23 protein-coding genes are annotated in these 26,436 nt (G+C 56.2%); 12 read left to right on the forward strand and 11 right to left on the reverse strand.

The window, feature by feature from the left end; translation table 11 throughout:
- Positions 1-208: 208 nt before the first annotated feature.
- The 3 genes from ACR0AC_RS11410 to ACR0AC_RS11420 all read left to right on the forward strand — a co-directional run bounded on the left by ACR0AC_RS11410 (position 209) and on the right by ACR0AC_RS11420 (position 3,767).
- Complete coding sequence (locus ACR0AC_RS11410; protein ID WP_170630660.1) at positions 209-946, forward strand: response regulator transcription factor; 738 nt, start codon at positions 209-211, stop codon at positions 944-946.
- Positions 943-2,394 (forward strand): sensor histidine kinase, encoded by a 1,452-nt coding sequence (locus ACR0AC_RS11415; RefSeq protein WP_170622507.1) that lies wholly within the window; start codon positions 943-945, stop codon positions 2,392-2,394. The genes ACR0AC_RS11410 and ACR0AC_RS11415 overlap by 4 nt, the downstream gene beginning before the upstream one ends.
- Positions 2,395-2,711: 317 nt before the next feature.
- The gene (locus ACR0AC_RS11420; RefSeq protein ID WP_480873447.1) at positions 2,712-3,767 is read left to right on the forward strand and encodes a tyrosine-type recombinase/integrase; all 1,056 of its coding nucleotides are present in this window, start codon (positions 2,712-2,714) and stop codon (positions 3,765-3,767) included.
- Positions 3,768-3,832: 65 nt separating this feature from the next.
- Here the strand turns inward: ACR0AC_RS11420 and ACR0AC_RS11425 are convergent, their stop codons facing one another.
- Together ACR0AC_RS11425 and ACR0AC_RS11430 are read right to left on the reverse strand one after the other, a co-directional pair.
- Entirely contained in the window at positions 3,833-4,939 is a 1,107-nt protein-coding gene (locus tag ACR0AC_RS11425) for a ParB N-terminal domain-containing protein (protein WP_480707849.1), read from the reverse strand.
- On the reverse strand, positions 4,936-6,243 hold the full coding sequence (locus ACR0AC_RS11430; RefSeq protein WP_170622505.1) for an AAA family ATPase: 1,308 nt from the start codon (positions 6,241-6,243) through the stop codon (positions 4,936-4,938). Before ACR0AC_RS11430 ends, ACR0AC_RS11425 begins: the two co-directional genes overlap by 4 nt.
- Positions 6,244-6,711: 468 nt before the next feature.
- On the opposite strand from ACR0AC_RS11430, the gene ACR0AC_RS11435 reads away from it, so the two are divergent.
- On the forward strand, positions 6,712-7,395 hold the full coding sequence (locus ACR0AC_RS11435; protein ID WP_170622504.1) for a DnaA N-terminal domain-containing protein: 684 nt from the start codon (positions 6,712-6,714) through the stop codon (positions 7,393-7,395).
- 113 nt (positions 7,396-7,508) lie between these two features.
- On the opposite strand, the gene ACR0AC_RS11440 is transcribed toward ACR0AC_RS11435, so the two are convergent.
- The gene (locus tag ACR0AC_RS11440) at positions 7,509-7,859 is read right to left on the reverse strand and encodes a DDE-type integrase/transposase/recombinase (RefSeq protein WP_480873449.1); all 351 of its coding nucleotides are present in this window, start codon (positions 7,857-7,859) and stop codon (positions 7,509-7,511) included.
- A 622-nt stretch (positions 7,860-8,481) separates the two neighbouring features.
- On the opposite strand from ACR0AC_RS11440, the gene ACR0AC_RS11445 reads away from it, so the two are divergent.
- A complete protein-coding gene (locus ACR0AC_RS11445) occupies positions 8,482-10,485 on the forward strand; it encodes a DEAD/DEAH box helicase (protein ID WP_480873451.1) in 2,004 nt (667 codons plus the stop codon).
- A gap of 102 nt (positions 10,486-10,587) precedes the next feature.
- Here ACR0AC_RS11445 and ACR0AC_RS11450 read toward each other — a convergent pair whose 3' ends face one another.
- The 3 genes from ACR0AC_RS11450 to ACR0AC_RS11460 all read right to left on the reverse strand — a co-directional run bounded on the left by ACR0AC_RS11450 (position 10,588) and on the right by ACR0AC_RS11460 (position 13,770).
- On the reverse strand, positions 10,588-11,673 hold the full coding sequence (locus tag ACR0AC_RS11450) for a hypothetical protein (RefSeq protein ID WP_480873452.1): 1,086 nt from the start codon (positions 11,671-11,673) through the stop codon (positions 10,588-10,590).
- 118 nt (positions 11,674-11,791) lie between these two features.
- Complete coding sequence (locus ACR0AC_RS11455) at positions 11,792-12,973, reverse strand: adenylate/guanylate cyclase domain-containing protein (protein WP_480873454.1); 1,182 nt, start codon at positions 12,971-12,973, stop codon at positions 11,792-11,794.
- A gap of 404 nt (positions 12,974-13,377) precedes the next feature.
- The gene (locus ACR0AC_RS11460) at positions 13,378-13,770 is read right to left on the reverse strand and encodes a hypothetical protein (protein ID WP_170622499.1); all 393 of its coding nucleotides are present in this window, start codon (positions 13,768-13,770) and stop codon (positions 13,378-13,380) included.
- A 98-nt stretch (positions 13,771-13,868) separates the two neighbouring features.
- Between ACR0AC_RS11460 and ehuD the strand changes: the two genes are divergently transcribed.
- From ehuD to rfbA, 6 genes are all read left to right on the forward strand, one after another.
- Positions 13,869-14,429: an ectoine/hydroxyectoine ABC transporter permease subunit EhuD gene (gene ehuD, locus ACR0AC_RS11465; RefSeq protein ID WP_480873456.1), complete on the forward strand. Its 561-nt coding sequence runs from the start codon at positions 13,869-13,871 to the stop codon at positions 14,427-14,429.
- Positions 14,430-14,500: 71 nt separating this feature from the next.
- Complete coding sequence (gene ehuA, locus ACR0AC_RS11470; RefSeq protein ID WP_480873458.1) at positions 14,501-15,319, forward strand: ectoine/hydroxyectoine ABC transporter ATP-binding protein EhuA; 819 nt, start codon at positions 14,501-14,503, stop codon at positions 15,317-15,319.
- 202 nt (positions 15,320-15,521) lie between these two features.
- Positions 15,522-16,091 (forward strand): dTDP-4-dehydrorhamnose 3,5-epimerase, encoded by a 570-nt coding sequence (rfbC, locus tag ACR0AC_RS11475; protein ID WP_480873460.1) that lies wholly within the window; start codon positions 15,522-15,524, stop codon positions 16,089-16,091.
- Complete coding sequence (gene rfbB, locus ACR0AC_RS11480; RefSeq protein WP_480873462.1) at positions 16,088-17,128, forward strand: dTDP-glucose 4,6-dehydratase; 1,041 nt, start codon at positions 16,088-16,090, stop codon at positions 17,126-17,128. The genes rfbC and rfbB overlap by 4 nt, the downstream gene beginning before the upstream one ends.
- Positions 17,125-18,003 carry a dTDP-4-dehydrorhamnose reductase gene (gene rfbD / locus ACR0AC_RS11485; RefSeq protein WP_480873463.1) on the forward strand — a complete coding sequence of 293 codons (879 nt, stop codon included), beginning with the start codon at positions 17,125-17,127 and terminating at the stop codon, positions 18,001-18,003. The genes rfbB and rfbD overlap by 4 nt, the downstream gene beginning before the upstream one ends.
- Positions 18,004-18,006: 3 nt before the next feature.
- Entirely contained in the window at positions 18,007-18,873 is an 867-nt protein-coding gene (gene rfbA, locus ACR0AC_RS11490; RefSeq protein ID WP_480873465.1) for a glucose-1-phosphate thymidylyltransferase RfbA, read from the forward strand.
- 56 nt (positions 18,874-18,929) lie between these two features.
- Here the strand turns inward: rfbA and ACR0AC_RS11495 are convergent, their stop codons facing one another.
- Together ACR0AC_RS11495 and ACR0AC_RS11500 are read right to left on the reverse strand one after the other, a co-directional pair.
- Positions 18,930-19,832 carry a glycosyltransferase family 2 protein gene (locus tag ACR0AC_RS11495; protein WP_170630687.1) on the reverse strand — a complete coding sequence of 301 codons (903 nt, stop codon included), beginning with the start codon at positions 19,830-19,832 and terminating at the stop codon, positions 18,930-18,932.
- A complete protein-coding gene (locus tag ACR0AC_RS11500) occupies positions 19,829-20,950 on the reverse strand; it encodes a glycosyltransferase domain-containing protein (RefSeq protein WP_480873468.1) in 1,122 nt (373 codons plus the stop codon). The genes ACR0AC_RS11495 and ACR0AC_RS11500 overlap by 4 nt, the downstream gene beginning before the upstream one ends.
- A 692-nt stretch (positions 20,951-21,642) precedes the next feature.
- Here ACR0AC_RS11500 and ACR0AC_RS11505 point away from each other — a divergent pair.
- Positions 21,643-21,894 carry an LbetaH domain-containing protein gene (locus ACR0AC_RS11505; RefSeq protein WP_170622492.1) on the forward strand — a complete coding sequence of 84 codons (252 nt, stop codon included), beginning with the start codon at positions 21,643-21,645 and terminating at the stop codon, positions 21,892-21,894.
- Positions 21,895-21,950: 56 nt separating this feature from the next.
- On the opposite strand, the gene ACR0AC_RS11510 is transcribed toward ACR0AC_RS11505, so the two are convergent.
- The 3 genes from ACR0AC_RS11510 to ACR0AC_RS11520 all read right to left on the reverse strand — a co-directional run bounded on the left by ACR0AC_RS11510 (position 21,951) and on the right by ACR0AC_RS11520 (position 26,350).
- Entirely contained in the window at positions 21,951-23,084 is a 1,134-nt protein-coding gene (locus ACR0AC_RS11510) for a rhamnan synthesis F family protein (protein ID WP_480873470.1), read from the reverse strand.
- A complete protein-coding gene (locus ACR0AC_RS11515) occupies positions 23,074-23,361 on the reverse strand; it encodes a hypothetical protein (protein ID WP_170622490.1) in 288 nt (95 codons plus the stop codon). The genes ACR0AC_RS11510 and ACR0AC_RS11515 overlap by 11 nt, the downstream gene beginning before the upstream one ends.
- A gap of 169 nt (positions 23,362-23,530) precedes the next feature.
- Positions 23,531-26,350 (reverse strand): glycosyltransferase, encoded by a 2,820-nt coding sequence (locus ACR0AC_RS11520; RefSeq protein WP_480873472.1) that lies wholly within the window; start codon positions 26,348-26,350, stop codon positions 23,531-23,533.
- Between the last annotated feature and the right edge of the window lie 86 nt (positions 26,351-26,436).

Genomic DNA, 26,436 nt, shown 5'->3' on the forward strand with positions numbered 1-26,436 from the left:
TCCCTGAGAACTCAGTGACTGCGAAAAGCAGCGATGGCTGCATTACTGCGACCGGATCATCATCTGGCAACGCAGAATCCGCGACGAATGCGTGCCACTGCCCAAATTTTCACCGCTTTTGTTACAGCGTGTTACGTTGACATTGAATCTGTTTCCGTTCGTTACAATGCATGATGTCGGAGGCGCAGAAATCGGGAGGAGAAACCGCGTGAGCATTCCGCGACTTTTGGTGGTGGATGACGACCCCGAGATGCGGTCGATGATGACCCAGTTCATGCATCAGAACGGGTTCATCGCCCTGCCCGCCAGTTCCGAAAGCGAAATCCGCTCGCATCTGACGTCGGGCCGGATCGACCTGATCCTGCTGGACGTGATGCTAGGGGACGAAAACGGGGTCGAGATCTGCGCCCGTCTGCGCGCCGAACAGGATGTGCCGATCATTCTGGTCTCGGCCCTGTCTGCCGATCATCAACGCATGGCGGGGTATGAGGTCGGGGCCGACGACTATATCGCCAAGCCCTTCAACCCCCAATTGCTGCTTGCCCGTGTCCGCGCCGTGATGCAGCGCGCAAGGCGCACACCGTCGCTGGCCTATCGCCGTCGGACCAAGAGCTTTCGGTTCAACGACTGGAGCTATGATGGCAAGCGCGATGAGGTGCATTCGCCCGAGGGCTATCTGGTATCCCTGTCGCAACGGGAAACCGCGCTGCTCAAGGTGCTGTTGGCCAATCCGCATATCCCCCTGACACGGGATGAGATCGCCGCCGCGCTGGATGTCACCGGCAGCGCCGACAAGCCCGAGGCGCAGGGCCGCGCCATCGACATGCTGGTCGGGCGGCTGCGGTCCAAGATCGAGGCCAACCCGAAAGACCCGCAGATGCTGCGCACTGAACGCGGGGTCGGTTATGTCTTCGCCGCCGAGGTTTCGGTGGAAGAGGACGCATGACAGCGCGCGCGCCGCGCCTGCGCAGCCTGGGCTGGATCTGGACCGGGGCGGCCTTTGCCTCGGGCCTGCTGGCGGCGGGGCTGTGGTTCGCCTCGGCCCGCGCGTGGGAGGACTTCCTGACCCGCGCCTATGTCGCGGGCTTCGCGGTGTACGAGGACCTGCGCATTGGTCAGATCCCCCCGCCAGGGATCACCATCACCCCCCTGCCCGCCCAGGCCGCAGCGCTGGCCGATGCCGGGCTGTTCGAGCAATTGCCGGGCCTGTCGGACCGCAGTTTTGTTACCAACCTGTCGATCCTGACCGACAACACCGCCCCTCTGGCCGGGCGCGAGTTGACGCTGGCGGTGATGTCCGACCGGCTGGTTTATCCGGTGTCGGATATAATGTCCGGCATCGATCAAACGCCCCCCGAGAAACTGGCCAACCTGACCCGCCTGCTGGCCACCTATTGCAGCGAGCCGATCCTGATCGCGCAATTCGGGCGCAGCCCCTGGCAGCGGGTCGATGGCACCGGGGTCTGGGGCTGCAAGGCCGCCCCTGCCGATTTGCGCCTGCCCGCCATTCTGGCCGCGATTGTGGCGCTGGCGGTCATTCTGACCTCGGTCGGCAATGTCTCGGACAGCTTCACCCGTTTCGCCACCGCTCTGCACGACCGCAAACGCCGGGGCGGGCCAAACAGCTATGACGCGGACGGGCCTGCAGAATTGCGCGAGATCGTCTCGGCCGTGAACGCCCATCTGGATGACGAACGGATGCAGCTGGAAAAGCGCGCCACGGTTCTGTCCGGCGTCAGCCACGACCTTGGCACCCCCGCCACCCGCGTTCGCCTGCGCGCCGCGCTGATCGCCGATGACGAGCTGCGCGAAAAGCTCGAGGCCGATGTGGACCAGATGACCGGCATGATCGAAAGCGTGCTGACCTACACCCGCTCGGAACTCAGCATCGAAGAGCCGCAGCAGATTTCACTGACCGCTTTGGTCGAGTCCCTCGTGGCCGATTATCAGGATATGGACCTGCCGGTGACGCTCAGAAAAATCGCTCCGGTCAAGATCGAGGGCGCACCGTCGGTATTCATGTCGCGGCGCGGCCATGGATCCCTGCCGGAAACCCGGCGCATGCTGGTGATGGGGCGGCCTATTTCGCTGAAACGCGCCTTGACCAACCTGATCGACAACGCGCTGAAATACGGTCGCCGCGCCGAGGTGCAACTGGAAACCGACGCCACCACCGCGACGATCACGGTCGAGGACAAAGGCACCGATCTCTCGGTCTCGGATATCGAGGCGCTGATGGCCCCGTTCCGCCGCGGCTCGAACACCGGATCGTCAGACGGGTTCGGCCTGGGCCTGACCATCGCGGCAACCGTCGCCGAGCAACACGGCGGCGGCTTGAGTTTCGAAGCCGGAGATCAGGGCCTGCGCGCGCAGATTCAGATTACCCGGCAATAGGTCTTTGAATGAACGCGCCCGCCGCGACTTAGCGGAACCAGTAATCCCAGCCGTCAAGGTAATAGCCGATCAGAGCATGGGATTGCAGCGTATTGGGGGCACAGACCAGTAATTAAGGATAGCGTGACAGCCATTCTAAGGGTTTGCGACACATCCTCGGGTTTTGCTAAAATTCTAGACCTCCATCCGCTTTACAATCAAAATCAAGCCTTTTTGCGCGTTACATTGGGCGTGGTAACAGATTTCTGTCACTCCCGATAAGTACCGCTTATCATATCTAATTGATCTTGCGAGGAAATGCGCGCAGAATGGCAGCCATGACACCGCCCGCACCGTATTTGCCTGCCGCCTCCCCTGCCCTGTCACAAGCGGACCAGGAGGCGCTGACCGATCTCTATATCCGCGGCACCCCCGCCAATACGCTCAGGGCCTATGAGCGCGACCTGCTATATGTCACAGCGTGGAAATCTGCCCGGTTCAACGCTGCATTGGACTGGCCCGAGTCTGAGGCCACAGCCCTAGCCTTCATTCTCGATCACGCCCGCGATCTTGAAGACGCACCGAATGAGGACCGCGCCCGGCAGGCAGCTGAGGCACTGATCGACCGGGGTCTGCGCAAGTCGCTTGCCTGCCCTGCCCCGTCCACTTTAGACCGGCGCATCGCGTCCTGGCTGGCGTTTCACCGGATGAAGAACCTCCCCTCCCCGTTTGACGCGCCTCAAGTGAAACAGGCCCGGGCCAAGGCGCGCCGCGCTACAGCCCGGCCCCCTGCCCCGAAATCGCAGCACCCGATCACGCGGGACGTGCTCGAGCAGTTGCTCACCACCTGTCGGGGTTCTCGGCGCGATTGCCGCGACCGCGCCATCTTGATGCTGGGTTGGGCTTCTGGTGGTAGACGGCGCTCGGAACTCACCGTTATGATGCGCGAAGACCTCTCGTTAAAGGAGTTCGAAAAGACTGGCGTGGTCTGGATATCGCTGCTGGAAACCAAGACCACCACCAAGGACGAGACCCCACGGCTGCTGCTGAAAGGCCGCGCAGCCCAGGCACTGGTGCATTGGATTGAGGTTGGCGGGATCGAGGATGGTCCATTGTTCCGCCCCATCTCCAAGGCTGACCGGGTGCTGAAACGCCGCCTCAGCCCGGATGCCATTGCGCAGATCGTCAAACATCGACTGGCACGGGCCGGGCTGCCTGAGGACTTCGCCTCGCCGCACGGGTTGCGCTCGGGGTTCCTGACCCAGGCCGCACTCGACGGCGCCCCGATCCAGGCCGCCATGCGCCTGTCGCTGCACCGCTCCCTCGCACAGGCGCAGAAATACTATGACGATGTCGATATCACAGAAAATCCGGCGGCGGATTTGTTGGGGTAGGAACAAAAAAGAAAACACCGGGCTATGGACCCGGCGCTTCGCCTTACCAATTACATGTATCAATCTTACCCATGGGTAAGACTGTCATCCTCCTGCAAATCGTCAATCAGAGTGGCAATGGCCTGTTCCAACTTGGCTCTATCCACACGGGTAAAGTCGAGATCATAGCGCAACTCAATCCTACCACTGGATGCCGAACACTTGGCCACCCCTGCCCTACCCGACACCTGAAATGTGGTTTTCGCACGGCGCGTTTTACCGCTCCCGGATGCTATAGGTTTTTTCAGCGCGCTGGTCTTCGGTTCCACAAATTCTCGAAGAATGGATACTTCTCGCGGGCCATCGCGATCAGGTTCGCTCATCACCGCCGTGCTGACTTGCCGGATCAATCCCGGATTGGCATCGAGTTTGCGTTTCAGTTCGACCCCCAGATTACGGGGAATTTCATTGGGGTGAATGAGCACCTTGTCCAGCATCATCAGCAAACTGGCGAAAGATCTAATGTAGCTCCGCTTGGTATAGCTGGCGGACTTGAACAGAATCGCCACGGCTTTGTCCACGTCTGGGCAATCATTCGCCGGGTCGTCTGCGAAGGCCCGCGCCAGCGCACCCATTTCTGCAAAGGAGATATCCTTGCGGATCAGGTTCTCATCAACCATCCGACGGTAGCTGTCATTCAGATCGGTCGCATCGGAAATGCCCGCCGGGATTTTCGCATAAGTCTCGTCGCCGGTTTCCTCATGCAAAGCCCGATACGCGGACAGGCGGCGCATCCCCTGGATCAGGTCGAACCGACCGTCCGACCGGCGTTCGAGACGAATGGGATTCGACAGACCGATATCCCGGATCGAGTCTTTCAGTTCCTCCAGTTCGGGGTCGACACCGCTCTTGCGGTCGCGGGTTAGTTTTTCGGTTACGACATCCGCCAAGGCCACATGCTCGGTCACCAAACCTTCGGACCGCAAGCGAACCAGTTCATGCGCCAGACGGTCATTCTCGGCGCGGATGGAATCCTCGGTCGATTGCTGATTGCGCAGCGCATCGGCGTTTTCCGAGATCGCCGTCGCCATCGGCCCGCGTCTTTTTTCCAGCACCTTGTCCGGAACCTTGCCAACCGGGATGTCATCCATGGCCGGCATGTCGATGTCGAACATTCTGCGTTTACGGCTCATGCGTCATCCTCCAGCTTATCCCAGGCCGACAGCATCACGCCCCGGAATTCTTCATACACATTGTCAAAGGTCGAGCGCGCACGGCGCCAAGTCTCGCGCGTCATCTCGCGGTAGTCCATCTCGTAGACCGAACTGAGGAAGCGGCCAGATTGTTCGACAGCGCGTGTCATCTCGACCGGGTGTTCCGCCACATGTTCGCCGAACACCTTCTTGAACGCGTCGAACATGGCCAGGTGCAGCGCATTGCCCGGCTCGTACCGGGTCAACAGAAAGCGCAGTTCGCAGAACGTTTTCGGCAGACCAATCTTACCCGTGGGTAAGGTCTTATCGAAACCATAAGCCAGATCTTCCAGCGCCTCGGCCAGCTGGCCGATGAAGGACGTCGTCGAGTCATATTCCCAATAGCCCGGGCCGGAGGGAACGTAGAGCATATCCGCGGCGAACACCGCGTTCATAGATTGGTAGCCGATCGCAGGCGGGCAATCGAATAAGATCAAGTCATAGGCATCGTCAGGGATCTGATCCAGATAGCGCGACACCGCGGCAAAGAACGACCACTCGGGGTTTAGATGCCGATACTGCGCCGAGGCAAATTCCACGAAGGCGGCGTTAGCGCAGGAGGGCACGACATCAATGGTCGACCACGAGCTCTGCTTGATGAAGTCCGAGATGCGCAGATCGCCGAGACCCATATCGGTGATTGATGGCGGCAACTCGCGGTGGGGCAGGGCGGTCCCTGATTCGGCAGCAGCGGGGCGGTTGTTCATCCTCTCGGTCTCGCGGATCAGATCGCGGGCCATGATACCCCAAACAGTGAAATCCTCAGCCACGTCAGTCAGACCCATGGAATGGCTCAGCGTTGCCTGCGGGTCGAAATCCACCACCAGCACACGGTAGCCATCCAGCGCGGCGGCGTGGGCCAAATGCAGGGCAACAGTGGACTTGCCGGCGCCGCCTTTGAAGTTGGCCACGGCTGCTCGGATGGCGCGTTTGCCGGCGGGGCGAGGCGGCATGAGGGACTTGCGGTTCACCTTGAGCCGGCGGCGCAGCTCATTCACCTCTTCCAGGCTGAACCAGCGCTGGCGGCCATCAGGCTCAACCTCGCCTCCGGGCAGCGAGGGGTCGGCGGCCAGCTTACCGCGAAAAGTGGATTGGTTGACGCGAAAGATCAGTTCGGACACTTCCCAGCTTGAAAAGCGGCGGAGGGTCTTTTCCATCTCGGGGCTGAAGGTCTGCTGGCGAATCCAGCCCTGCAGCTTGAGGGACTGGTTGCGCAATGCATTAAGGTCTTCGTGCGTGTACATGCCTCAGGTCTCGTTCTTTGGGACGCTATTTTCTACGTTTTCTCTTTTTACGCTTAAATTGCACATTTCGCAAAAGGAAATATGATGAGTGAATAATCGTACCCACGGGTAAGAAAACAAGGGGTTCCCAGCCACCGACTGATTCGGGGGTCGTCTGCCTCCAACGCCGCCCAGCTAACGTTGCCAGCGTCAGTATTTAGGGGGACGAAATCGGTAGAACCACCCCATTTAGGGGGACATAACAAGGAAATAGGGGGACTCCCAAGCTGTCCCCCATCACCAATACTTCACCCATTTTCTTTTTGAAATTGGATTTGGATTTGGATCAAACTCCCGCTCAAATCAGACTCCGCTTGACAGAATCGTCGGTTTGGACGCTAATCAGGGCAACACGACGAAAAGCGTTGGAAAACGACGCGGTATAGGCGGTGTCATCCGTCCGAGGCAGATAGAACGGTGAGAATAGGGATGCAGGTTGCAAAACCGGTCGGGCGAAATGCGCCCGCTATTAAATATGACATTCTCTCGGCGTTGACCGTGCACGCCCTATCCGGCGACAAGCACCGCCAGCGCAGCATTCTCCGCGTTATCGCTCTGATTACCACCCGCTATAACTGGCGCAGCAATGAGCTGTCGATTGGCAGGGAAGAGATCGCCCGGCTCTGGTCGGTGAACGAACGGACCGTAAAACGCGAAATGGCCAAGCTGAAAACAATGGGCTGGATCACCGTCAAACGTCCGGCAGCCCGTGGTCGCGTTGCAGTTTATGAGTTTGATCTGAAGCAGGTGATGGTGGACACCTCCGAGGTCTGGCCCACAATCGGCCCCGATTTCCAGGCGCGGATGACCGAAGAGCCGAAGGGTGACACCAATATCGTGCCATTCAAGGTGAAGCCACCTGCACCCGATTCGAGCGGCGCGGATGTCTGGACGCAGGTTCAGACCATTTTGCACGGGCGCGATCCCGAGCTTTGGTCCAGCTGGTTCCAGCATCTGACCGAGGCCGACAGGGCAGGGGGCGTGGTGACTCTGATGGCACCGTCTCGGTTTATGGCCGACTACATAGCACAGAAGTGGTCCGGGCGTCTGCTCTCTGCCTACGGCCGCGTTGACCCAGAGGTGCGTAGCCTGCGCTTCGAGGCAGCAGAATAGCACCGCCCAAGCGGCACATTTGGCTTTAAAATGTATGTGAAGGGCCACCCTATCAAACATGGATATGGCAAAAATTTTTGGAGCGGCCAGTGCCAGCGACTTACTGGACACACCTATCCTGCGATCTTGGCAAATAGCCGAATGCCTGCCGCTTTGGCTCCACTTTCGTAAATGACGATCTTGTCTGGAATTCCATTAGAAGACAGAGCTTTGACAAAGAACCTGGCTGCCACTGGACGGTTCCTCTGCACAGGCAACATGATATCAAGGGCCGTTCCAGCTTTGTCGACGGCCCAATAAAGGTACATCCATTTGCCGCGAACACGAACGTAGATCCCGCCCATGCGCCAGGAACTTAGTGTTGGTCGCTTCTTCGATTGCGCGCGCCCCGCGATTATTGGTGAGTACTTAACAACCCACCTGTTGAGGGTAGTGTGGTCCACCTGCACGCCGCGTTCAGCCATGATCTCTTAGAAGTTACGATAGGACACCGTGTACCGCAGATAGAAGTACGCAGTGTGCAAAGTTGCATCCTTGGGGAAATGACAGCCTTTCAACGAAATCATGCCGAAACCGTTTGAAAAGCTATTCGACGGGAACAAACGTCAGATCACGCATGTTCGTCAATTGGGTCTCATAGTTTGCGACACATCCCGATAGCCGTCGGTGATGTTTTGGCCTCATTATATCGCATATGTAATGTTCAAAAACATTATATTATGCACATAATAAAAGCATGGAGTCTGTGACATGGAATCGTGCAGCGAGTTACCCAAGAGGCCATGAATGCATAAAAGCGGTATTCTCGCGGACTTCCTGCGCGTGGGAAGTCGGGCCGATTTGCCCGAAGTTTAGCCGACTGGCCCCACACCATGTTTGAACGAAGGCCGGCATTGGGCTGGCCTTATGCATCCAAATACGTGACGGCAGGGCTGACCTGCATTTACGCTTTTCCGAGGATTTGCCCCGGTTCTTATCTATACAATGGGAATAACACCGGTTAAGGGGCGGTCTTTACCCTTGGATGATGCGCTGATTGCAATACCGCGCAGCCACATCACCTGGCCGATACAAAGAACCACCACCGTGAAACAAACCATTGCAGATGCGCTTGCGCGCAAGGGCTATGATACTCTGACCCAGGTCCAGCAGGCTGTGACCCGGCCCGAACTGGAAGGGCGCGATATGCTGGTTTCGGCCCAGACCGGGTCGGGCAAAACCATCGGGTTTGGTCTGGCGATTGCGCATCGGCTGCTGGAAGAAGGTGACAGGTTCGGGGTGTCGGGGGCACCTCTGGCCCTGGTTGTTGCGCCGACCCGGGAACTGGCGCTGCAGGTCAAGCGTGAACTGGGTTGGCTGTATGCCGATGCCGGTGCATATCTGGCTTCATGCGTTGGCGGAATGGATATTCGGGACGAGCGTCGCGCATTGGCTCGTGGCGCGCATATCGTTGTGGCCACGCCGGGGCGGTTGCGCGACCATATCATGCGGGGCTCGATCGATCTGACGGCGATCCGCGCCGTGGTTCTGGATGAAGCTGACGAAATGCTGGATCTGGGCTTCCGTGAGGATCTGGAGTTCATTCTGGATGAAACGCCGGCAGACCGTCAGACATTGCTGTTTTCCGCGACGGTCCCGCGCGCGATTGCCAATCTGGCGACACGGTATCAGCGCGATGCCGAACGGGTCAGTACGGTCAGCGAGCAAACCCAGCATACCGATATCGAATATCGCGCCATGACGGTGGCCCCGCGCGATGGCGAAAACGCGATCATCAACGTGCTGCGCTATTACGAGGCCCCAAATGCCATCGTGTTCTGCAACACGCGGGCGATGGTGGCGCGCCTGACCGCGCGCCTGTCGAACCGGGGGTTTTCGGTTGTGGCGCTTTCGGGCGAATTGACCCAGAGCGAGCGGTCGAATGCCTTGCAGGCCATGCGCGACGGGCGCGCGCGGGTTTGTGTTGCAACGGATGTGGCGGCTCGGGGCATCGACCTGCCGAACCTTGATCTGGTGGTCCATGCCGAATTGCCAAACAGCCACGAAACCCTGTTGCACCGTTCTGGCCGGACGGGCCGCGCCGGACGCAAGGGTGTCAGCGCGCTGGTCGTTGAACCTTCGTCGCGGAAAAAGGCGGAACGCATTCTGAAATTCGCAAAACTGACGGCGGATTGGGGAACGGCCCCGTCCGCCGACGAGGTGAACGAACGCGATCAGGCCCGGATGCTTGCCTCAGATGACTGGCTGGCAGAGATCACGGAAAGCGAACGTCCTTCGGTTCGGAAACTGGTTGAGGGGTTCACGCCCGAGCAGATCGCGGCGGCCTATCTGCGTCAGTACAAGCTGCGCCATTCCGCACCGGAAGAGCTGGCGGCGGTCGATCAACCCGCACCGAAACCACGCGCGGCGTTTGGCCCAAGCGTTTGGTTCTCGCTGTCCGAGGGGCGCAATCAGAATGCCTCGCCGCGTCATATGTTGCCAATGATCTGCAAGGCCGGGGATCTGACCAAAGACGATATCGGGGCCATTCGGATTGCAGATGACGTGACCTATGTCGAAATCCGCGAGACCAGTGTCGCAGGTTTTCTGGCGGCCATTGGGCCCGATATGAAGATCGAAAAGACCAAAGACCTCGTGCGTCTGGATCAAGCCCCGGACTTATCAGCAACCGGTCGGGCCGGACCCAATCGCAAGCACAAGGGCAAACCGTTTGGGCCGAAAAAAGGCCCCGATCAGGTAAAACGGGATCAGGCCACAGCCCCGCATCGTCGCAAACCCGATCCCGAGGGTCGTGAGCCTTTCAAATCAAAGAAGCGACGCCCGGAACCTGAGCATTCTGACAGAAACGAACGCCGCGACGCTCGGACAGGCGACGGGGATGGTCTGTTCAAGGCGGCGGGGGCAAAACCAAAAAACCGCAAAGCCCGTGGCGCTGCACCCAAAGGCGGCGATACGCAATCGACCCGGGGCGCCTCAAAAGGCCCACCGCCGCCGAAGGGGAAGCCAAACAGCAAAAAGAACCTCGCACGTGCTGCCGCGGCCAAGGCCGGAAAAGGCGGCGATGCGGTTCCGAAACGGCGAAAGACCTAATTTGCTTCGGGTACTACGTGACTCACTCTGAGACGCGAATGTCCTAAGAACGCCGCAGGCGTGGCAGGGGAAGCAAGCGACACTCACGATATTTGATTGGCCCTAACTGCCGGGGCCAAGAGAACAGGTCAGGTTGCCACCATACCACCCGGCAAACACGCCGCGCGAACGTTGACCTTTGAGTTTTCTTTTCAAAAGCAATCCTGCTTGGGTGTTGGGATAGTTACGAAGATAAGCCTCCGCCCAAGCGAGGTTGTGGTACCTATCGCTTCGCGTAGTCCAGAAAAAGGTATCTTGGGGACCGCTTAAGCCAACTGGGTTATTCGGCGCTGCGGATGACTGAACAAGCCATACCAATGCTCCATGGATATCTGTCTGACGGCTCTTATGTCGAAAGCCTTTTCCACCGCCACGCCGCGATGCATCCATCGCAATCACGAGGTACCCGTACGTGATGAACGTGTAATGTAGTTGCCGTTTGGCCGGACGTTTGTTGCGAGCTTGGTCAAATGTACCGGCCAAAGGGGCGTTAGGGCGCATTTGCCGCGCCAGATATGCTAGATCTCTTTCACCTTTTTTGAACGCCTTTCGATTACCTGTTTCTGCACCCCACGCCAAAAGTCCAGCCGCACGGGCGGCATGGCCTTCTTTACCGTACATCTGCTCGAAACCGCCTACTGAGCCTGCCTTTGCCGCAAGTCGATCTCCCCAATCCGCAATTGCGACAACTCTCGGGTCATTTTTTCCCAGAATTGCGCTTAGTGAACTGTGCACCATCGACAAGTTGAGCAGAATGTTCGCTTGCCACCAGGCTGCGTCTATCTTCACGCCATCGTACAATCCTTGCTTTTCGAATGATCTGGCCTGAGCGGCTGCCGCAAGCTGATCGGCGATCTGGTTGGCGTCCGCCTTGGAACCGGTACGGAGTAGATGGGAATTTGCTGCGCCGAGTTCATTCATGAAAACAGCGGGAGGTCGGTCTTTGCCGGACGCTGTTTTGAAGGGTTGAGTGATTGGTGCGGTTGTGAATTTGGAAGGTTTACGTTCCGGGCACCAGGCATTTCTGTAGGAACTATTCGCGGAGAAGAATTCCAGTCTTTTTTGGGCGTTTGCGAAATCGGCCATCACGGGTTTTGCGCCAAAAAAACAAACACAACATATTAAAAATAAAGCGAAAAAAGACCGCATATCACCAATACTCCACCAGAATACTTTTCACTGATGCTAGTGAGGTGTTCTGGAATCAGTCAAGCACCACGCTTGAATTATGAAACTTCCGCAAAACTGTGACTGGCGCATTTCGGAATTAGGGTTTGGGAACCTCAACTATGAACGAACGCTTCCATATTGTTGTGTCGTTCCAAAGAGGGCTGGTTTTGGGAACATTAGGGCCTTGAAAATTTCCGAAATCCTGGTTGCCGCTGCTGTTGTCGGGACTACCCCGCTTCCAATTGGAGAAATTCATGGGCTCATTATTTGCCCATCCCCAGCCACCATCAGGCTCTGCGCCTTCGGGGTCCTGCACCAAGCCAATTAATGGTCCCAGAGCGAGGTTTCCCTCAAACGCCCAGTGCCCCTCATCTTCCAGCGTCAGTTGATACACAAAGTCGTTTTCTTCTTCGTCAGTGATGGTAACGAGGTGTCCACCCAAGGCTTCGGAAACCTTTTCAAGAATCTCAAATTCTGCGCCCCACGTTCTGATTACGTAGTAAGTCGAATCCTCGTATTCGCCGACGGTTACCAAATCAAAAAATTCGAGCAACTCTTCGGGAGATGGATCTAAGGTCAGAAAATCTTCGAGGTATTCAGGGTCAAAACTTTTGGCTTCGTCGGATTTGTTTGACAGAAGGGCAAAGGCTGAGAAGCCAATAGATACTAAGACAACCGCGAACAAGAGGGGCAAGAAGTACTGCCCACGAACCCATGCCTGAAGTCTTCGCGCGGCCTTCTCGTAGGTTGGCAAGGTGGCCTCACCCACCTTGTACACCTTTAGCGGTTGATCAAGGTTTTTGACAAAATGCTCCCCGATCTTTGTGAACCGATAGTCCAAGCTTCCTTTGACTTGCTCAATAACGTTTTCAGCCAAGCAGATGCCGCCAGGTTCCGAAATCGTCTCAAGCCTGGATGCTACATTCACTCCGTGACCCAACAAATCACCGTTGGGTTGCTGAACTACCTCACCAATATTGATACCGATCCGGTACCTCATGCGGTCGCTTGTTCTAAGCTGAGCGTTGTTGGCATTGTGTTGTTCTTGAATAGAAATAGCGGCTTCCACCGCGCCGGTGGGATTGTCAAAACACGCCAGAACACTATCGCCAGCCGTGTTCGCAATCCTGCCTCCGTAAGACTCGATAATCGGATCCATAATCGAGCGAAGCTCTGCAAGGCGATGGAGGGTGGCTTCTTCATCCTCAGAAACGAGTTTTGTGAATCCGGCGACATCTGCCGCCAATATTGTCAATAATCGCCTTGAATTCTTGTACACGCTAAACTCGCAAAAAATACATTCATTGGTTTCGAATTAGGTCCTTTCCGAAAAGTATGCTGGCAGATTTCCGATGCTGTATCAACAAAAGGTAACGGCGCGCGGTACCAGGTTTTAGTTTGGGTGAGAGGAGTTCACCTGTCGGAAAAATGAACCTTGCACAAGGTAAACCCCCTCAGAGCTTTGACAGCGCTGTTCATGGAAAGAATGATACACCTCCGGCAATTTTTTGCCGAGACAGATAGGGGGTTTTGGTCGTCAAGCCGGAAACGTCAGTTTGGACCCGCCGCAGGTGAATTCGACGGATACAAGATTTTACCTTTGCTTAGATGTCCGTACAGCTGGTTTGGCCACTGTTTCCGGAAGCAAGAGATCGCATGAGGTCAATGTGCTTCCGGCGTTCCCTAGTCATCCGTAAGTTCCGCCTTCAGCAACCTGAGCTCTTTGATTTTCTTGAATACTTCTGCCGGGACCGGCTCGTCTGGCTTTGTCTGCAGCATATCCAGTTTCAAGTTCTGAAAATGTGCTTTCACCTTACGATAGCCCGAGGCTTTCTGCGCAAGCCCAAAGTTCTTCTCGATGGTTCCGAAAATCGTTGTACACAAGGCCAATGCCGCCGTCAGGATATTGTTGTCTATTTTGACGGCGGACAGGAACGTGGCCAACGCACCGGCCACTATGACCACCAGCAGAAGTACTGTAGAGAGCAGCCAATAGATCTTCTGCTGCTTTTTAGAAGCCCTTATTTCGCTGTCTATCGCATCTAGTACCGACGTACGAACTGAAGTGTCTTCCATTTCCAACTATCCCCGTACAAGAGCCTGAAGCCAGACTGTCGATGGTGTGACAACCATGCTCAATACTCTGTCATTGTTGGTTTCAAGATCAATTTAAATTGCCGCGTTTCATCGACGCAACGGGCAAAACGCTGCTGGCTGCGGGCGGAGGATATGCCATCGCCGTGGTGCTGGGGCTTGTGTTTGCACTGGCGCAGCGCACGCCTTACCGCATCCTGACCCTGTGCGTGCGGGAATTTGTCGAGTTCATCCGCTCGACCCCGCTGCTGTTGCAGGTGTTCTTTGTTTTCTATGTGGGCCCGCAATTCGGCATCAATCTGTCGCCCTGGACATCCGGTTTGATCGCCATCGGGCTGCACTATGCGGCCTACCTGTCCGAGGTCTATCGCGGTGGCATCGAAAGCGTGCCCAAAGGCCAGTGGGAGGCCGCGACGGCCATCAACATGCCGGTCCTGCAAACCTATCGCCGCATCATCATCCCGCAGGCGCTGCCACCTGCCGTATCGGGAATGAGCAATTATCCGGCGGGTATTTTCAAGGACACGCCGATGCTGTCGGTGATCGGCGTGGCCGAGTTGATGCATACCCCCAATGCGGTTGGGGCCCAAAGCTATCGCTACCTTGAACCCTATACCATGGTGGGGGTGATTTCCTTTTGACGTCGCTGCCGACCGCGTTTCTGATCGCCCAGTTCGAAAAATGGGTGCGCCGTAAAATGGGAATGAGATAAATGACCGAAGACATGAGCCAGTACCCCGTGCGTCTGGAGGGTGACGACATACCCATGGTCCGGTTTCAGAACGTGCGCAAAAGCTATGGCGCTCTGACGGTGCTCGACAATCTGAACCTGGATATCGACGCGGGCGAGATGGTGACGATCATCGGCCCGTCAGGATCGGGAAAAACCACCGTTCTGCGGATGCTGATGACGCTGGAGACCATCAATGGCGGGGTCATCTATGTCGATGGGGAGCCCTTGACGCATATGGAAAAGGACGGCGTTCTGGTGCCCGCCAACCCGGCTCATATCCGGCGCATTCGCAGCAAGATCGGCATGTGTTTCCAGCACTTTAACCTGTTCCCGCACATGACCGCCCTGCAGAACTGCATGGAAGGGCCGGTTCAGGTTCTGGGCCTGCCAAGGAAAGAGGCCGAGGAGCGGTCGATGGAGCTGCTTCAGATGGTCGGCATGGCCGAGAAACGCGACCAGCACCCCTCGCGCCTGTCGGGTGGACAACAGCAGCGCGTCGCCATCGCCCGCGCCCTTGCGATGCGCCCCAAGGTCATGCTGTTTGACGAGGTCACATCTGCGCTGGACCCCGAGGTGATCGGCGAAGTGACCAATGTCATCCGCAAACTGGTGGATGCCCATAACCTGACCATGCTGATGGTCACGCATCAGATGGGGTTCGCCAAGGACATCTCGGACAGGGTCTGTTTCTTCTTCAACGGCGCAATCGAAGAACAGGCGACCCCCGGGGAGTTGTTCGAAAACCCACAACGGGAACGCACGCAACAATTCCTGAACGCAGTTTTGGAATCGAACTGAGCGAACACCTGACCGCAGCCATCCTACTGAAACCCAGCCACACCAAAACTCGCAAAGCTCTTGGTAGGGCGTTGCGGAATGACGCGTGGTTACTCCGCAGTGCAACTGCCAACACATATAAAAACCTTTGCGTTGTCGCACGGGTATGAGATGACCACACAAATCAGTGGTACGGCACTATTTGAACGAGGCAACTGGGACGATGGAGATTAGGCTTCTTGCCATTCCGGATGTGAAACTGATCACGCCCAGTCGGTTTGGCGATCATCGGGGCTTTTTTGAAGAGACCTATAACCTGGACAGGTTTGCGGCCAGTGGAATCGACACGGTCTTCGTGCAGGACAACCACTCGCTGTCCAGCGCTGCCGGAACCGTGCGCGGCCTGCACTTCCAAGCCCCGCCAAAAGCGCAGGCCAAGCTTGTGCGATGCGGGCGCGGTCATCTGTTCGACGTGGCGGTAGACATTCGCAAGGGGTCACCCACATTTGGTCATTGGGTCGGCGAAGAGCTTAGCTTTGAGAATGGCCGAATGTTGCTGGTCCCCGCCGGATTTGCCCATGGTTTCATGACGTTGGAGTCAGAAACCGAGATTGTCTATAAATGCTCGGACACCTATGCGCCGGAAACGGAAGGGTCCATTCGGTGGGACGATTCCGATATTGGTATCATCTGGCCGCAGGTCGGTGCCGCGCCGCAATTGTCAGAGAAAGACAAAGCAGCGCCAAATCTGCGGGATCTCGACTCTCCGTTCTCGATTGAGGGCGCGTCATGAAAATTCTGGTGACAGGCGGTGCTGGTTTCATTGGCTCCGCCGTGATCCGGCGCGCTATTTCCGAAAGTCACTCGGTCGTCAATGTGGATGCGCTGACATATGCAGCCTGTTTGGAAAATGTCGCGTCGGTTGCTGGGGCGCAGGGTTACTCTTTTGAGCACGCCGACATCCGGGACGCGGATGCGATGGCCGAAATTCTCAGCCGTCATCGACCAGACGCAGTCATGCATCTGGCAGCCGAAAGCCATGTCGACCGTTCAATCGACGGACCCGCGGCCTTTATCGACACCAACATCACCGGAACCTATGTTCTGCTTGAAGCGGCGCGCAATTATTGGGTGAATGCCGGCCGACCAGAAAGCTTCCGCTTTCACCATGTCTCGACAGATGAGGTTTTTGGGTCCTTGGGTGAGAAAGGTCTTTTCACTGAAGACAGCCCCTATCGGCCTAACTCGCCTTATTCGGCTTCGAAGGCAGGGTCTGATCACCTTGTTCGCGCCTGGCATGAAACCTACGGATTGCCAGTGGTTTTCACCAATTGTTCGAACAATTACGGTCCATTCCAGTTTCCTGAAAAGCTGATCCCGGTCGTGATTCTGAACGCGCTATCGGGCAAGCCTATTCCGATTTACGGGGCAGGGGACAATATCCGCGACTGGCTTCATGTCGAAGATCATGCCGAGGCGCTGTTGCTGGTGCTGAAAAAGGGTGAGCTGGGCCGCAGCTATAACATTGGCGGCGAGAATGAGATGACCAACCTTGAACTGGTCAAAATGCTCTGTGCCATTCTCGATCGGTTGAAGCCGGGTCAAGCGCCTTATGCCGATCTGATAACCTATGTTCCTGATCGGCCCGGTCATGACTGTCGTTATGCCATAGACCCGACCCGCGTCCGGAAAGAGCTGAACTGGCGTCCATCCTACACCCCGGAAACCGGGTTGGAGCAGACGGTTCGGTGGTATCTGGACAATGGTGCCTGGTTGAATGCGCTTAAGACGCGCAGCGGTGTGGGCGAGCGGCTTGGGGTTGTCAGATGAAAGCGCTGGTTTTCGGTCGCAATGGTCAGGTCGCCACAGAGTTGCGCAGGCGTGCCGGGACGCATGGAATTTCGGTTGAAGCGCTGGATCGATCTCGGGCTGACTTAACCGACCCGCTGGCTTGTGCAGCCGTCATTGAACAAACTGATGCGGCGGTGATCATAAACGCTGCCGCTTACACAGCAGTCGACAAGGCCGAGGATGAGGCGGATCAGGCGCGGCTGATCAACGGGGACTCACCGGGAGAAATGGCTCGGGCAGCAGCGCAGCGCGATCTGCCTTTCCTGCATGTTTCAACCGATTATGTTTTTGACGGATCTTCCGATACTCCCCGGTCCACGCAGGATCCGACCGGCCCGTTGGGTGTCTATGGCCTGACCAAGCTGGACGGCGAACGCCAGATCTCGCAAGCTGGCGGGTGGTACGCCATCCTGCGAACGAGTTGGGTGTTTTCGGCCCATGGCAACAACTTTGTCAAAACCATTCTGCGGTTGGCCGAAACCCGCGATCAGCTGACAATCGTGGCGGATCAGATTGGCGGTCCGACGCCCGCCGCAGATATCGCTGATGCGCTTTTGACCATTGCCAAATCCGGGCAGCGCGCCGACGGAGGATTGTTTCACTATAGCGGGGGCCCGGATGTCAGTTGGGCCGATTTCGCCCGCGAAATCGTCGCGCAAGCCGGGCTGGCCACCAGCATCGTTGATATTCCGACATTGGAATACCCGACCCCGGCGCGCAGGCCTTTGAATTCAAGTCTGGACTGCGGGCGTATCGAACAGATTTACGGACTTCGACGACCTGCCTGGAAAGCAGGCCTTTCGGATGTGTTATCCGAGATGAAGGTGGCAAACGGCCCCGCCGGAGAAGGATAGGACATGCAACGAAAAGGGATCATTCTGGCCGGAGGGTCGGGAACGCGGCTGTATCCGATCACCACAGCGGTTTCAAAGCAGTTACTGCCGATCTACGACAAGCCGATGATCTTTTATCCGCTGAGCGTTCTGATGCTGTCGCAAATCCGCGAGATTGCGATCATCACCACGCCACAGGATCAAGAACAATTCCAGCGACTCTTGGGCGATGGCAGTCAGTATGGTTTGTCACTCACATGGATTACGCAACCGTCGCCCGAAGGCCTGGCGCAAGCCTATACTTTGGCCGAGGATTTTCTGGATGGTGCGCCGTCCGCGATGATCCTCGGCGACAATATTTTCTTTGGTCATGGTCTGCCCGAGTTGCTGCAAGAGGCGGATGCCCAGGAAAGCGGCGGGACAGTATTCGCCTATCGCGTTGCCGATCCCGAGCGATATGGGGTCGTCGATTTCAACGGTGACAAGGTGCGTGGTATCGTTGAAAAACCCATAGTTCCACCATCGAACTACGCTGTGACGGGGCTTTACTTTCTGGACGGCGATGCACCGGCCCGTGCCCGTCAGGTGGAACCGTCCGAACGCGGCGAGTTGGAAATTACGTCATTGCTGGAAATGTACCTGCATGACGGTCTGCTGAACGTTTCGACCATGGGTCGTGGTTTTGCCTGGTTGGACACCGGAACCCATGGCTCACTTTTGGATGCAGGTAATTTCGTGCGAACCCTTACAGACCGTCAGGGTATGCAGACCGGCAGCCTGGACGAAATCGCTTGGCTGAACGGCTGGGTAGATGACGCCGCACTGGAGGCACGCGCAAAGCTGTTCGCCAGATCCACCTATGGCGAATACCTGAAGTCCCTGTTGGGTTAGGCCGCAAGACGAGGTCGAGCACCCAAGACGGGTACTTGACCAATCATTTCGTGCGCTTAAGCGGTTTGTCCTTTGCCCGCATCTAGCCAACCATTCTGTTCAAAGGAAGATTGGGTTTCATTGCGGATCGTCACAAGGGTCGGGTGATATTGGGTGCCTAACACCGCATTCCGAATCCGGTGTTCCCCGTGCAGGGCTTTCAGGTTTTTTTGGCCTGCGTCGTTATATTTTAGACGTTGCTCGGACGTGTAGCTCTTTGTTTTTGAATGGAAAACAAAGCAGTCAATTGATACAGCGCACAGAAAACCGGCATCCTGCGCCCGCAGGACAAAATCACTTTCCTCGCCGTAGCCCATTGGAAAACGTTCTTCGTCGAACATCCCGATGGCGTCCAGCACCGGTCGACTGATCGCAAGGCAGAATCCATTAAGCTGCTCGACAACCGGATAGCCAAAGCGCTCGGCGAATTCGCCGCATAGTGTATGTATGGCACCGATCACTTCGCCGTTTGAGGTGACTTCGTTTGGCCGTGCATCTGGTCCCGGCAGGAAAGGAATGGACTGCCAGCCCCCCGCGTTGGACAATGGTCCGGCCAATCCAATCTTCCAATTTGAGTTTAAGCAGGCATCGAGACGATTTAGCCAGTCACCGCTTACAATTGTGTCGCTGTTGAGCAGAACAATCATGTCAGCAGTGGAATACCGCATTCCGGCATTTGCCGCCTTGCAGAACCCGCTGCCTTGCGGTCGACGGATCAAGTGGCAGTTGCCGGGATTGCTGGCAGCAAATCCCTCACACAGTTTCTGCGTTTCCGTCTCGGATCCATCATCTACAATGATAAGCCGGTCATCGTTCCTGAGAGTGTCGAGAACAGATTGGATACAGGCTTGCACATCGTCAAAACTGTTGTGGACGCAGACAATAACCTCGGTCGGTGTCGGAGTTTTGTTTCTTTTCATGCGCGATGCCTCGTACGCGCGAAATACGCGGATGACCGCATGTCACCGGGCAAGTGTTTGACGCGTAAATCGGGTGTTTCTGCAATGGCCAAAGGCAATGAAACCTGGTCGCGTTTCGAGCCGCGTGCCAGCATCCGCCACCAACTGTTGCACATCTGCCGAACTTTCGAAGACGAAGGGCGCAAAACCATAACCATAGTTTCATACAGATCAGTGTCGCGAAACGCTGGGTGGAATTGGTTCTGGCTCAGGTGAAGCGCCATCGTGCGCAGATCGTCTTTGGCAAGTTGCACGCATTTTGCGGCCTCGGCCATCAAACCTTGACGGTCAGGATGTCGGAAGGTCGCAAAATCGAAGGATTCGGGATCCAGCGAGTTCAGAAAATCTTCTGGGCCATGACACATCATTATGTTGCCGTCGATCCAGATCACCCATTCGTAGTAGGAGAAAAATGCCGGAAGGTTCAGCTTTGTGAACCGGGCCTTGCGGCGGGTATCCGCATGGTGAAACGGCGCGTGTACCTGTTGCCATCCGCCGGTTGCATCATATGCCCGATCTGAAAACACAAAGAAGTCAGCAGTTTCTTTCCAAGCCGAATCGATCGGAACAAGCGAGTCAAATTGACCGAAAATTGCCGTTACAACAGCAATACGCTTTTTATTGCTGTTCGTTAGGCTAAAGGGGTCCAACGCCCGGCGGTCATCGGGGCGCAGGGGTTGATCTCCGGTGTCACCCAAGGGAAATCCCATGCGCACAAGGTACTCAATGCCCCACATCGACAGGGTTTTTCCATCTTCAGCCGCCAGTTCCCGGAACGGTGCCAGGGCAAACTTAACCCCGTCCGATTTATAGTGCGACAAGGCATCTTTGGCAGACGGCAGACTATTTACATGCGCGTACCATTCCCGGTCGAGGTGGCTGGATGCAGACGCGGCGAAGAACTCAGCTGCATTTGTATCATCCTGACCCAAGCCCGCTTCGGTCAGGTACCGGCCAAACTTCTCAAGCTCGAACTGACGCCGTTTCTTGCGCCTTGCAAGCAACACTTTGAGCGCCGTCCGAAAGTCTTCGTCGCGGACCAGCATCATCCGGCGGTTGATTGATTTGGCCAATCCCATGCAGCTACCCTTGTTTACCGCGCAGCAGGCTAACCGGTGTGATGCCACGTTCAAAGGCAGCAGCCTTTCGCGGCAGGACGACGGAAAGCTCGCGTAAATCCAAGACTTCTTTGGGCATGCGCGAACCGCTTTGCAGTATTGCTTTAGTCGCTCTGAGGATCACCAACACTACTGCTGTTTGTTCCCCGCGAGCGACCAAACTTCTAGGTGGGTGCGCACGTCAGTTCAAGGTCTGCCCGGCGGATCCATCAGGCATATCACGCGTGTGTGCATGCGTGTGTCACTAAATCGACACGCAATCGGTTTTGGTGGTCTTTGTGCAATCCGGTCATTACTTGGAAACACCAAACGTGATCAACAATTATCGGGTGAGGGTTACTCGGCCGGAGGGTACATATATGACACCAAGGGAATTCCTAAGAGAACGCGGTCGGGCGAACCCCAAATTCTTCCCCGCAATTCTGGCAGACGCACAGGCTGTCGCGGCCTCTTTGCACAGTGCCGAACTTTGCAGAAAGTGGTCAGCCGCCCATGTTGTTCTAAGAATGATTTGGGAGGCTGACGGGTATCTCGCGCTTGTTTTGATTCGGGCTGCCGCGCGACTGCGCGCACATGGGGTTCCGATCTTACCGACCGTCCTTCGACGCCTTTCCATCCTGATTGCTCAGGTGCACATTGGTGCCCCTGTCGTTATGGACCCTGGTATCGTTTTGCCGCATGGGCAGGTGGTCATTGACGGCATTACTCATATCGGAGCGCGCGCCACGATCAGACCCTTTGTAACGATTGGCTTGCGTGACGGCGATTATGTCGGCCCTACGATTGGAAAGGGTGTGAGCATTGGTACGGGCGCAAAGATCATCGGCCCCATTACCATCGGGAACGGCGCACGGATAAAGGCCAATGACGTTGTCGCCTCGGATATTCCTGCCGCGAAAACCTGAAGGCGGGCTGACAGATTTCGACCGAGCGCGGCAGGTGCCGTTGGTAGCTTGCTAGATTATTTTAACAGAGTTCGCCTTAGATACTGCGCTTCTTCCGCAACGTCCCAGGTGTCGCCAAAGCTGTTGATGATCCTCATTGTAATGTCGGACGCTTCCCGCTGATGCCAGACGGGTGTTTTCTTCAGAAACGGAAACCGCATTTCTCTTAGGTTGAAATCAGGCAATGCGTAAGAAACGCCCAAGCATCTCGCGGCCGCAAGAAGAAACGATCGAAGTGTTTCGGCGTCGGGGCAGCTTTGCAGGACTTCACGCTTTAACGTTTCAAATCTGGGATTACCCAAGACGATCACATTCTCGGAAATCTGTTGCAGACGTTCAAAGGGTAAATTTGCCAGAAGGTTGTCAAGCTGTTCAACCGGATAGGTGCTTGACATTGAAAGGCCTTGTTCAAGCGCCCATTTCGTCAAGCCCTTTTCGCCCCTTTTTACGGTCAGGTCTTTGTCATTGACCAATGGGTAGTTTTTCCAGAACTCAAAAAAACTTTGATTGCGCAGCACGTTCGGTGAAAAGGACACGGCGAAGGACTGAAGATGGTAGCCGGACGCAAAAGAACCATAATCCCAGGGCTCCGGCGTTAGCGAACTCGGGACAATTGTAGATCCTCCAAAATTGGAGGTCGCACCGATAAAATCTGTCGGGCTTTGTTCAACGGACGCGAACCAGTTCTGCGATCCCGGAGCCGGAAACCAGGTCGAGTCGTTCAGAAGCGTCAAGCGCGTCAAGCTGTCCAGCCGATCCCGCAGGTACAGGTTCGCCTCACGATACGCGCCGAAGTCATAACCGTGGTTTGGACGTTCAATTACAATCGCGCTTCGTTCGGAAACGGATGCCTTGTCTTTTTCCGACAATGGCATGTTCGAGACCGTGATAGGGGATACTCCGGCTTCGAGCATGTAGTCCAACGCAGCAAGTCTTGATGGCCACAATCCAAAAAAAGGAGCTATTACATAAATGCAGACATGATCCTTCAATGCGACCGCGCCGGGTGAGATTCGAACCTTTGACCGCTGGGTATGGTCGTAAATAAACGGCGAATACACGCTGGATGCGGATCGATAGATCAGGCGGCTGAGTTGCCGGGCGGGCCGAACAAGTTCCCTTCTTATTTTTGCACTCCGGCTAATTGGCATGGCGATTGGCACCCGTTTCGGGCCAGTTCTGCTTTGCGGCCGTCGAAACGGCTATTAGGTGCCAGCGGTCCACAACCGGAATGTTGCCGATACGCAAACTGCAAACGACAAGCCCGTCTTTTTCAGGGATAGCATGTGCCGCAGGCAGTCCAGAAGCCGCAAGATGCGACATACAATTCTGGTCGAACGCCGGACAGTTCTCGGCTTTTTTGATCTGCGGAACCCAATGGCGCTGCCAGAGCGAGTCTTTTTTATTGCGTTCAGTCAGCTTAGTCATTCTTACCTATCATCGATCCTATAGGGCCATTCGGCAATGCCGACGTAGCCTTAAGGCACTCGTCTCGTCGAACGCGCATTTGTTTCAGCGCAAGTATGGTTCCTCATATGTTTCAGTGCGTCGATGCTCTAAATAGTCTCGCTGGTTCATGATCTGAACTCAAAACTGATCACAAAACCGGTTTTGCCGTTTCACGTTCAGAGCCGACGAAATTGGCAGGAACGTCCGGGCGGCGGTACGGCGCCTTACGGATCGTTTCGTATTCCGCGTCGAAAGCAGGTCGCTTTGAAACCGGCGCATTGCTCGAAACACCACCATGTATCTGGTGGAATGTCCCTTCACCCAGCAACATATGAATCGTCACGCCCGGTTTCTCGCAAGCGCGTTTCCACAGATCAAGGTTCGCTAGACCACCGCCCGGTGAGCGGAAGCGCTCCTCGAACCCATCCAGTTCTATCCAAAGTTTCTTGTGCATAAAGACAGCATTTGCTTCGGACGGAAGAACCTTCCAACCCTTGCCTGACGATTTTGCGAATACCGAAACATCGAACAGGCGATACCCGTCGTCTTCCCATCCCGAGTTTTCCAAAAGGGCATCCTCGGCAGAGGCGTCATATCCAGACTGAACCGCATCGGCCTGCACTTCGTGCCCCAGATGAAACCCGAAGGTTCCGACAATTGCGTTTGGGTCTGTGTTCAGTTGATCCAAAGCGCGAGACAGCATACCGGGTGATGCCATGCGCGCGCCGTCAATGAACACGCCGATCTGATCCGCCTTGGCGGCGGCAAGCCCTATGTTCACGGCGTGACATGGGGAGACATTGCCAGCTGGCAGGGAAATGACCCTTGCATTGGGGGTTGTTTCAACCCAGCTGGCAAATCCGCTCGTGTCGGTGGAACCGTTGTCCACGATGATTATCTCGTAATCATCTGTCGAGATGTCCTTTTGCATTCTGGCGGACAGCGTACGCAGTGTGCGTGGAATTTCCCGCGCCATCTCATGTGCAATCACTACGACCGACAGGCGCGGGGTGGCGGGGACCTCAGATCCCGTCGCAGTATCTGCAACGGGACCATCCGCCAGACACGCCGCCAGATTTCGGACAGGTCGTCGGCCGGTTGCCGCGCCCAGACCCGCAATCGGTTCGGGTTTCATCACCTTGTCCAGTGCCTCGATCGAGGCGACATCATAAGTGTTTCCCAGAACCCCCGCCTCGATTTCCTTGTAGTGGCGCCTGAGTTTGGTGTTGTCGGGATCAAGGCCAGAGACAACGGCAAGACCCTTGCGGTACGGCCCGACAAAGGTTTCGAACACCGATACGGACAAATCCGGCCGGTAGCGCCTGAGTATCGGGACGATCTTGTAGACGTCGCCGCACCAGGCGTTGAACCGGCGGTCGCGCTCCAGCATCTCGATCTTGTCCGGCAGCACGTCGTCGATCAGAATAACGCCGTCGCGGCCCATCCATTTCTCGGTTTCGATGAAGTCGCGCACCACATATTCAGCCAGATGCATGCCGTCGATGAAGGCAAGATCGATGCCTTGCGGGAACAGTGCCTTGCACCTGTCCGTGTTGGCAAAGAAATCGTCGCTTGTTTCCCGATACAGCCGCGCCGGAGCTTTAATCTGATTTGACAGAGTAAACGCCGGATCGACACCAACACTGGGGCAATTGGCAAGGCTCAGGCTTGCCCCTGTATCCACGCCAATCTCGAAATAGCTTTCAGGTCGTACATGACGATGAACCTGTCGTAAGCAGTTCAGGTAACTCAGCTTCTTTTCTTCAACGCCGTTGCGGCGCGCAGCTTCGGATAGCAGACCCAAAGGGGCAAGATGGGGCCGCGCCCTTCGTTCATCCGGCACAAGACCAACGGTCAGGGTCGGTTCGTATTTTTCGGTAATGCCCGCGCGGATACGGCTGATATAGACGTCTGCCAACTGAGACAGAACTTTGTTGCTGGCTTTGCCGAACTCGGTTGAGATGGTCGGTACACGCTGCGTCATGCGCCGCGTTTTGCCGTATAAGATAGGGCTGCGCGCATTGACGATGGCCTGGCTTCCGGTGACTTCTGCGTGGCGGTTCTTGTATTCGGCGACAAGTACGTTGCGGTCTTCCGGTGACTTTTGCGTCGTCACGCCGCTGTGGTCCTGATGGAATGTGCCTTCGCCTGAAAGAATGATGTAGCTGTTGTCCTGCTCATGGATAAGGCGCGAAAAAATCTCGAGATTTGCGAACCCCGCGCCGGGCTCGCTGTACCGCTCATCAAAGCCGCCGTTTTCCTGAAACACTTTGCGTGTCGTAATCAGGCAATTGGTTTCGATAGCATCTACAAAACTGCGCCGATAGTTCTCGCCCGGATAAACCGCATATTCAAACAGACGATAGCCATCCGCGGGCCAGCCAAGCGCTTTCAGATCTTCGGTCTCACGTTCAAATGCATCGGATGCCAGAGTGAGGTTCTGGGATTCAGCCCCCAGAATGTACTGAGGTACGTTGATAACCGGGTTTTGGAATCTCTCGTAGATTTCGCCGGAATTGCGGACGACACCCGGTGACAGCATATGGGCCCCGTCGATCATCAGCGCGATCATCTCATGACGGGCGGCTTCGATACCCTGGTTCAGTCCGAAAACGGGCGAGGGGTGGCCATCCACCCTGATGATCCGGCTGACAAATGGAAACCGGGCTTTAAGATCGGCAGGCAACGGTTCGTTCGAGCCGTTGTCGATGATGATGACCTCGATGTCACCGTCAGAAACGCCCTGATAGTCCGGTGAACACGAAATCAGGGTCCGTTCGATTTGTCTGGGGATATCGTAGTAGGCGATAACGATGGACAGGCCGGTAAAGACACCTTTCGTGGCGTCATCTTTCGGCCGTTCGGATTTCAGGCTGTCGGTAACCCTGTCAAACGTCGCCTGATAGATGCGATCACGCTCTTTCAGCTTATCACGTTCTTCTTCAAGCGCGCTGATGTGCCGAAGCAACTGATCTATCCGACGCTGTGTTTTTGTATTCGGTGACATCGTCCGAACTTTCTCAATTCTGCTCGCGTCCCAGAGTGGTAATTGAG

This window comes from Ruegeria sp. H7 (assembly GCF_056532945.1).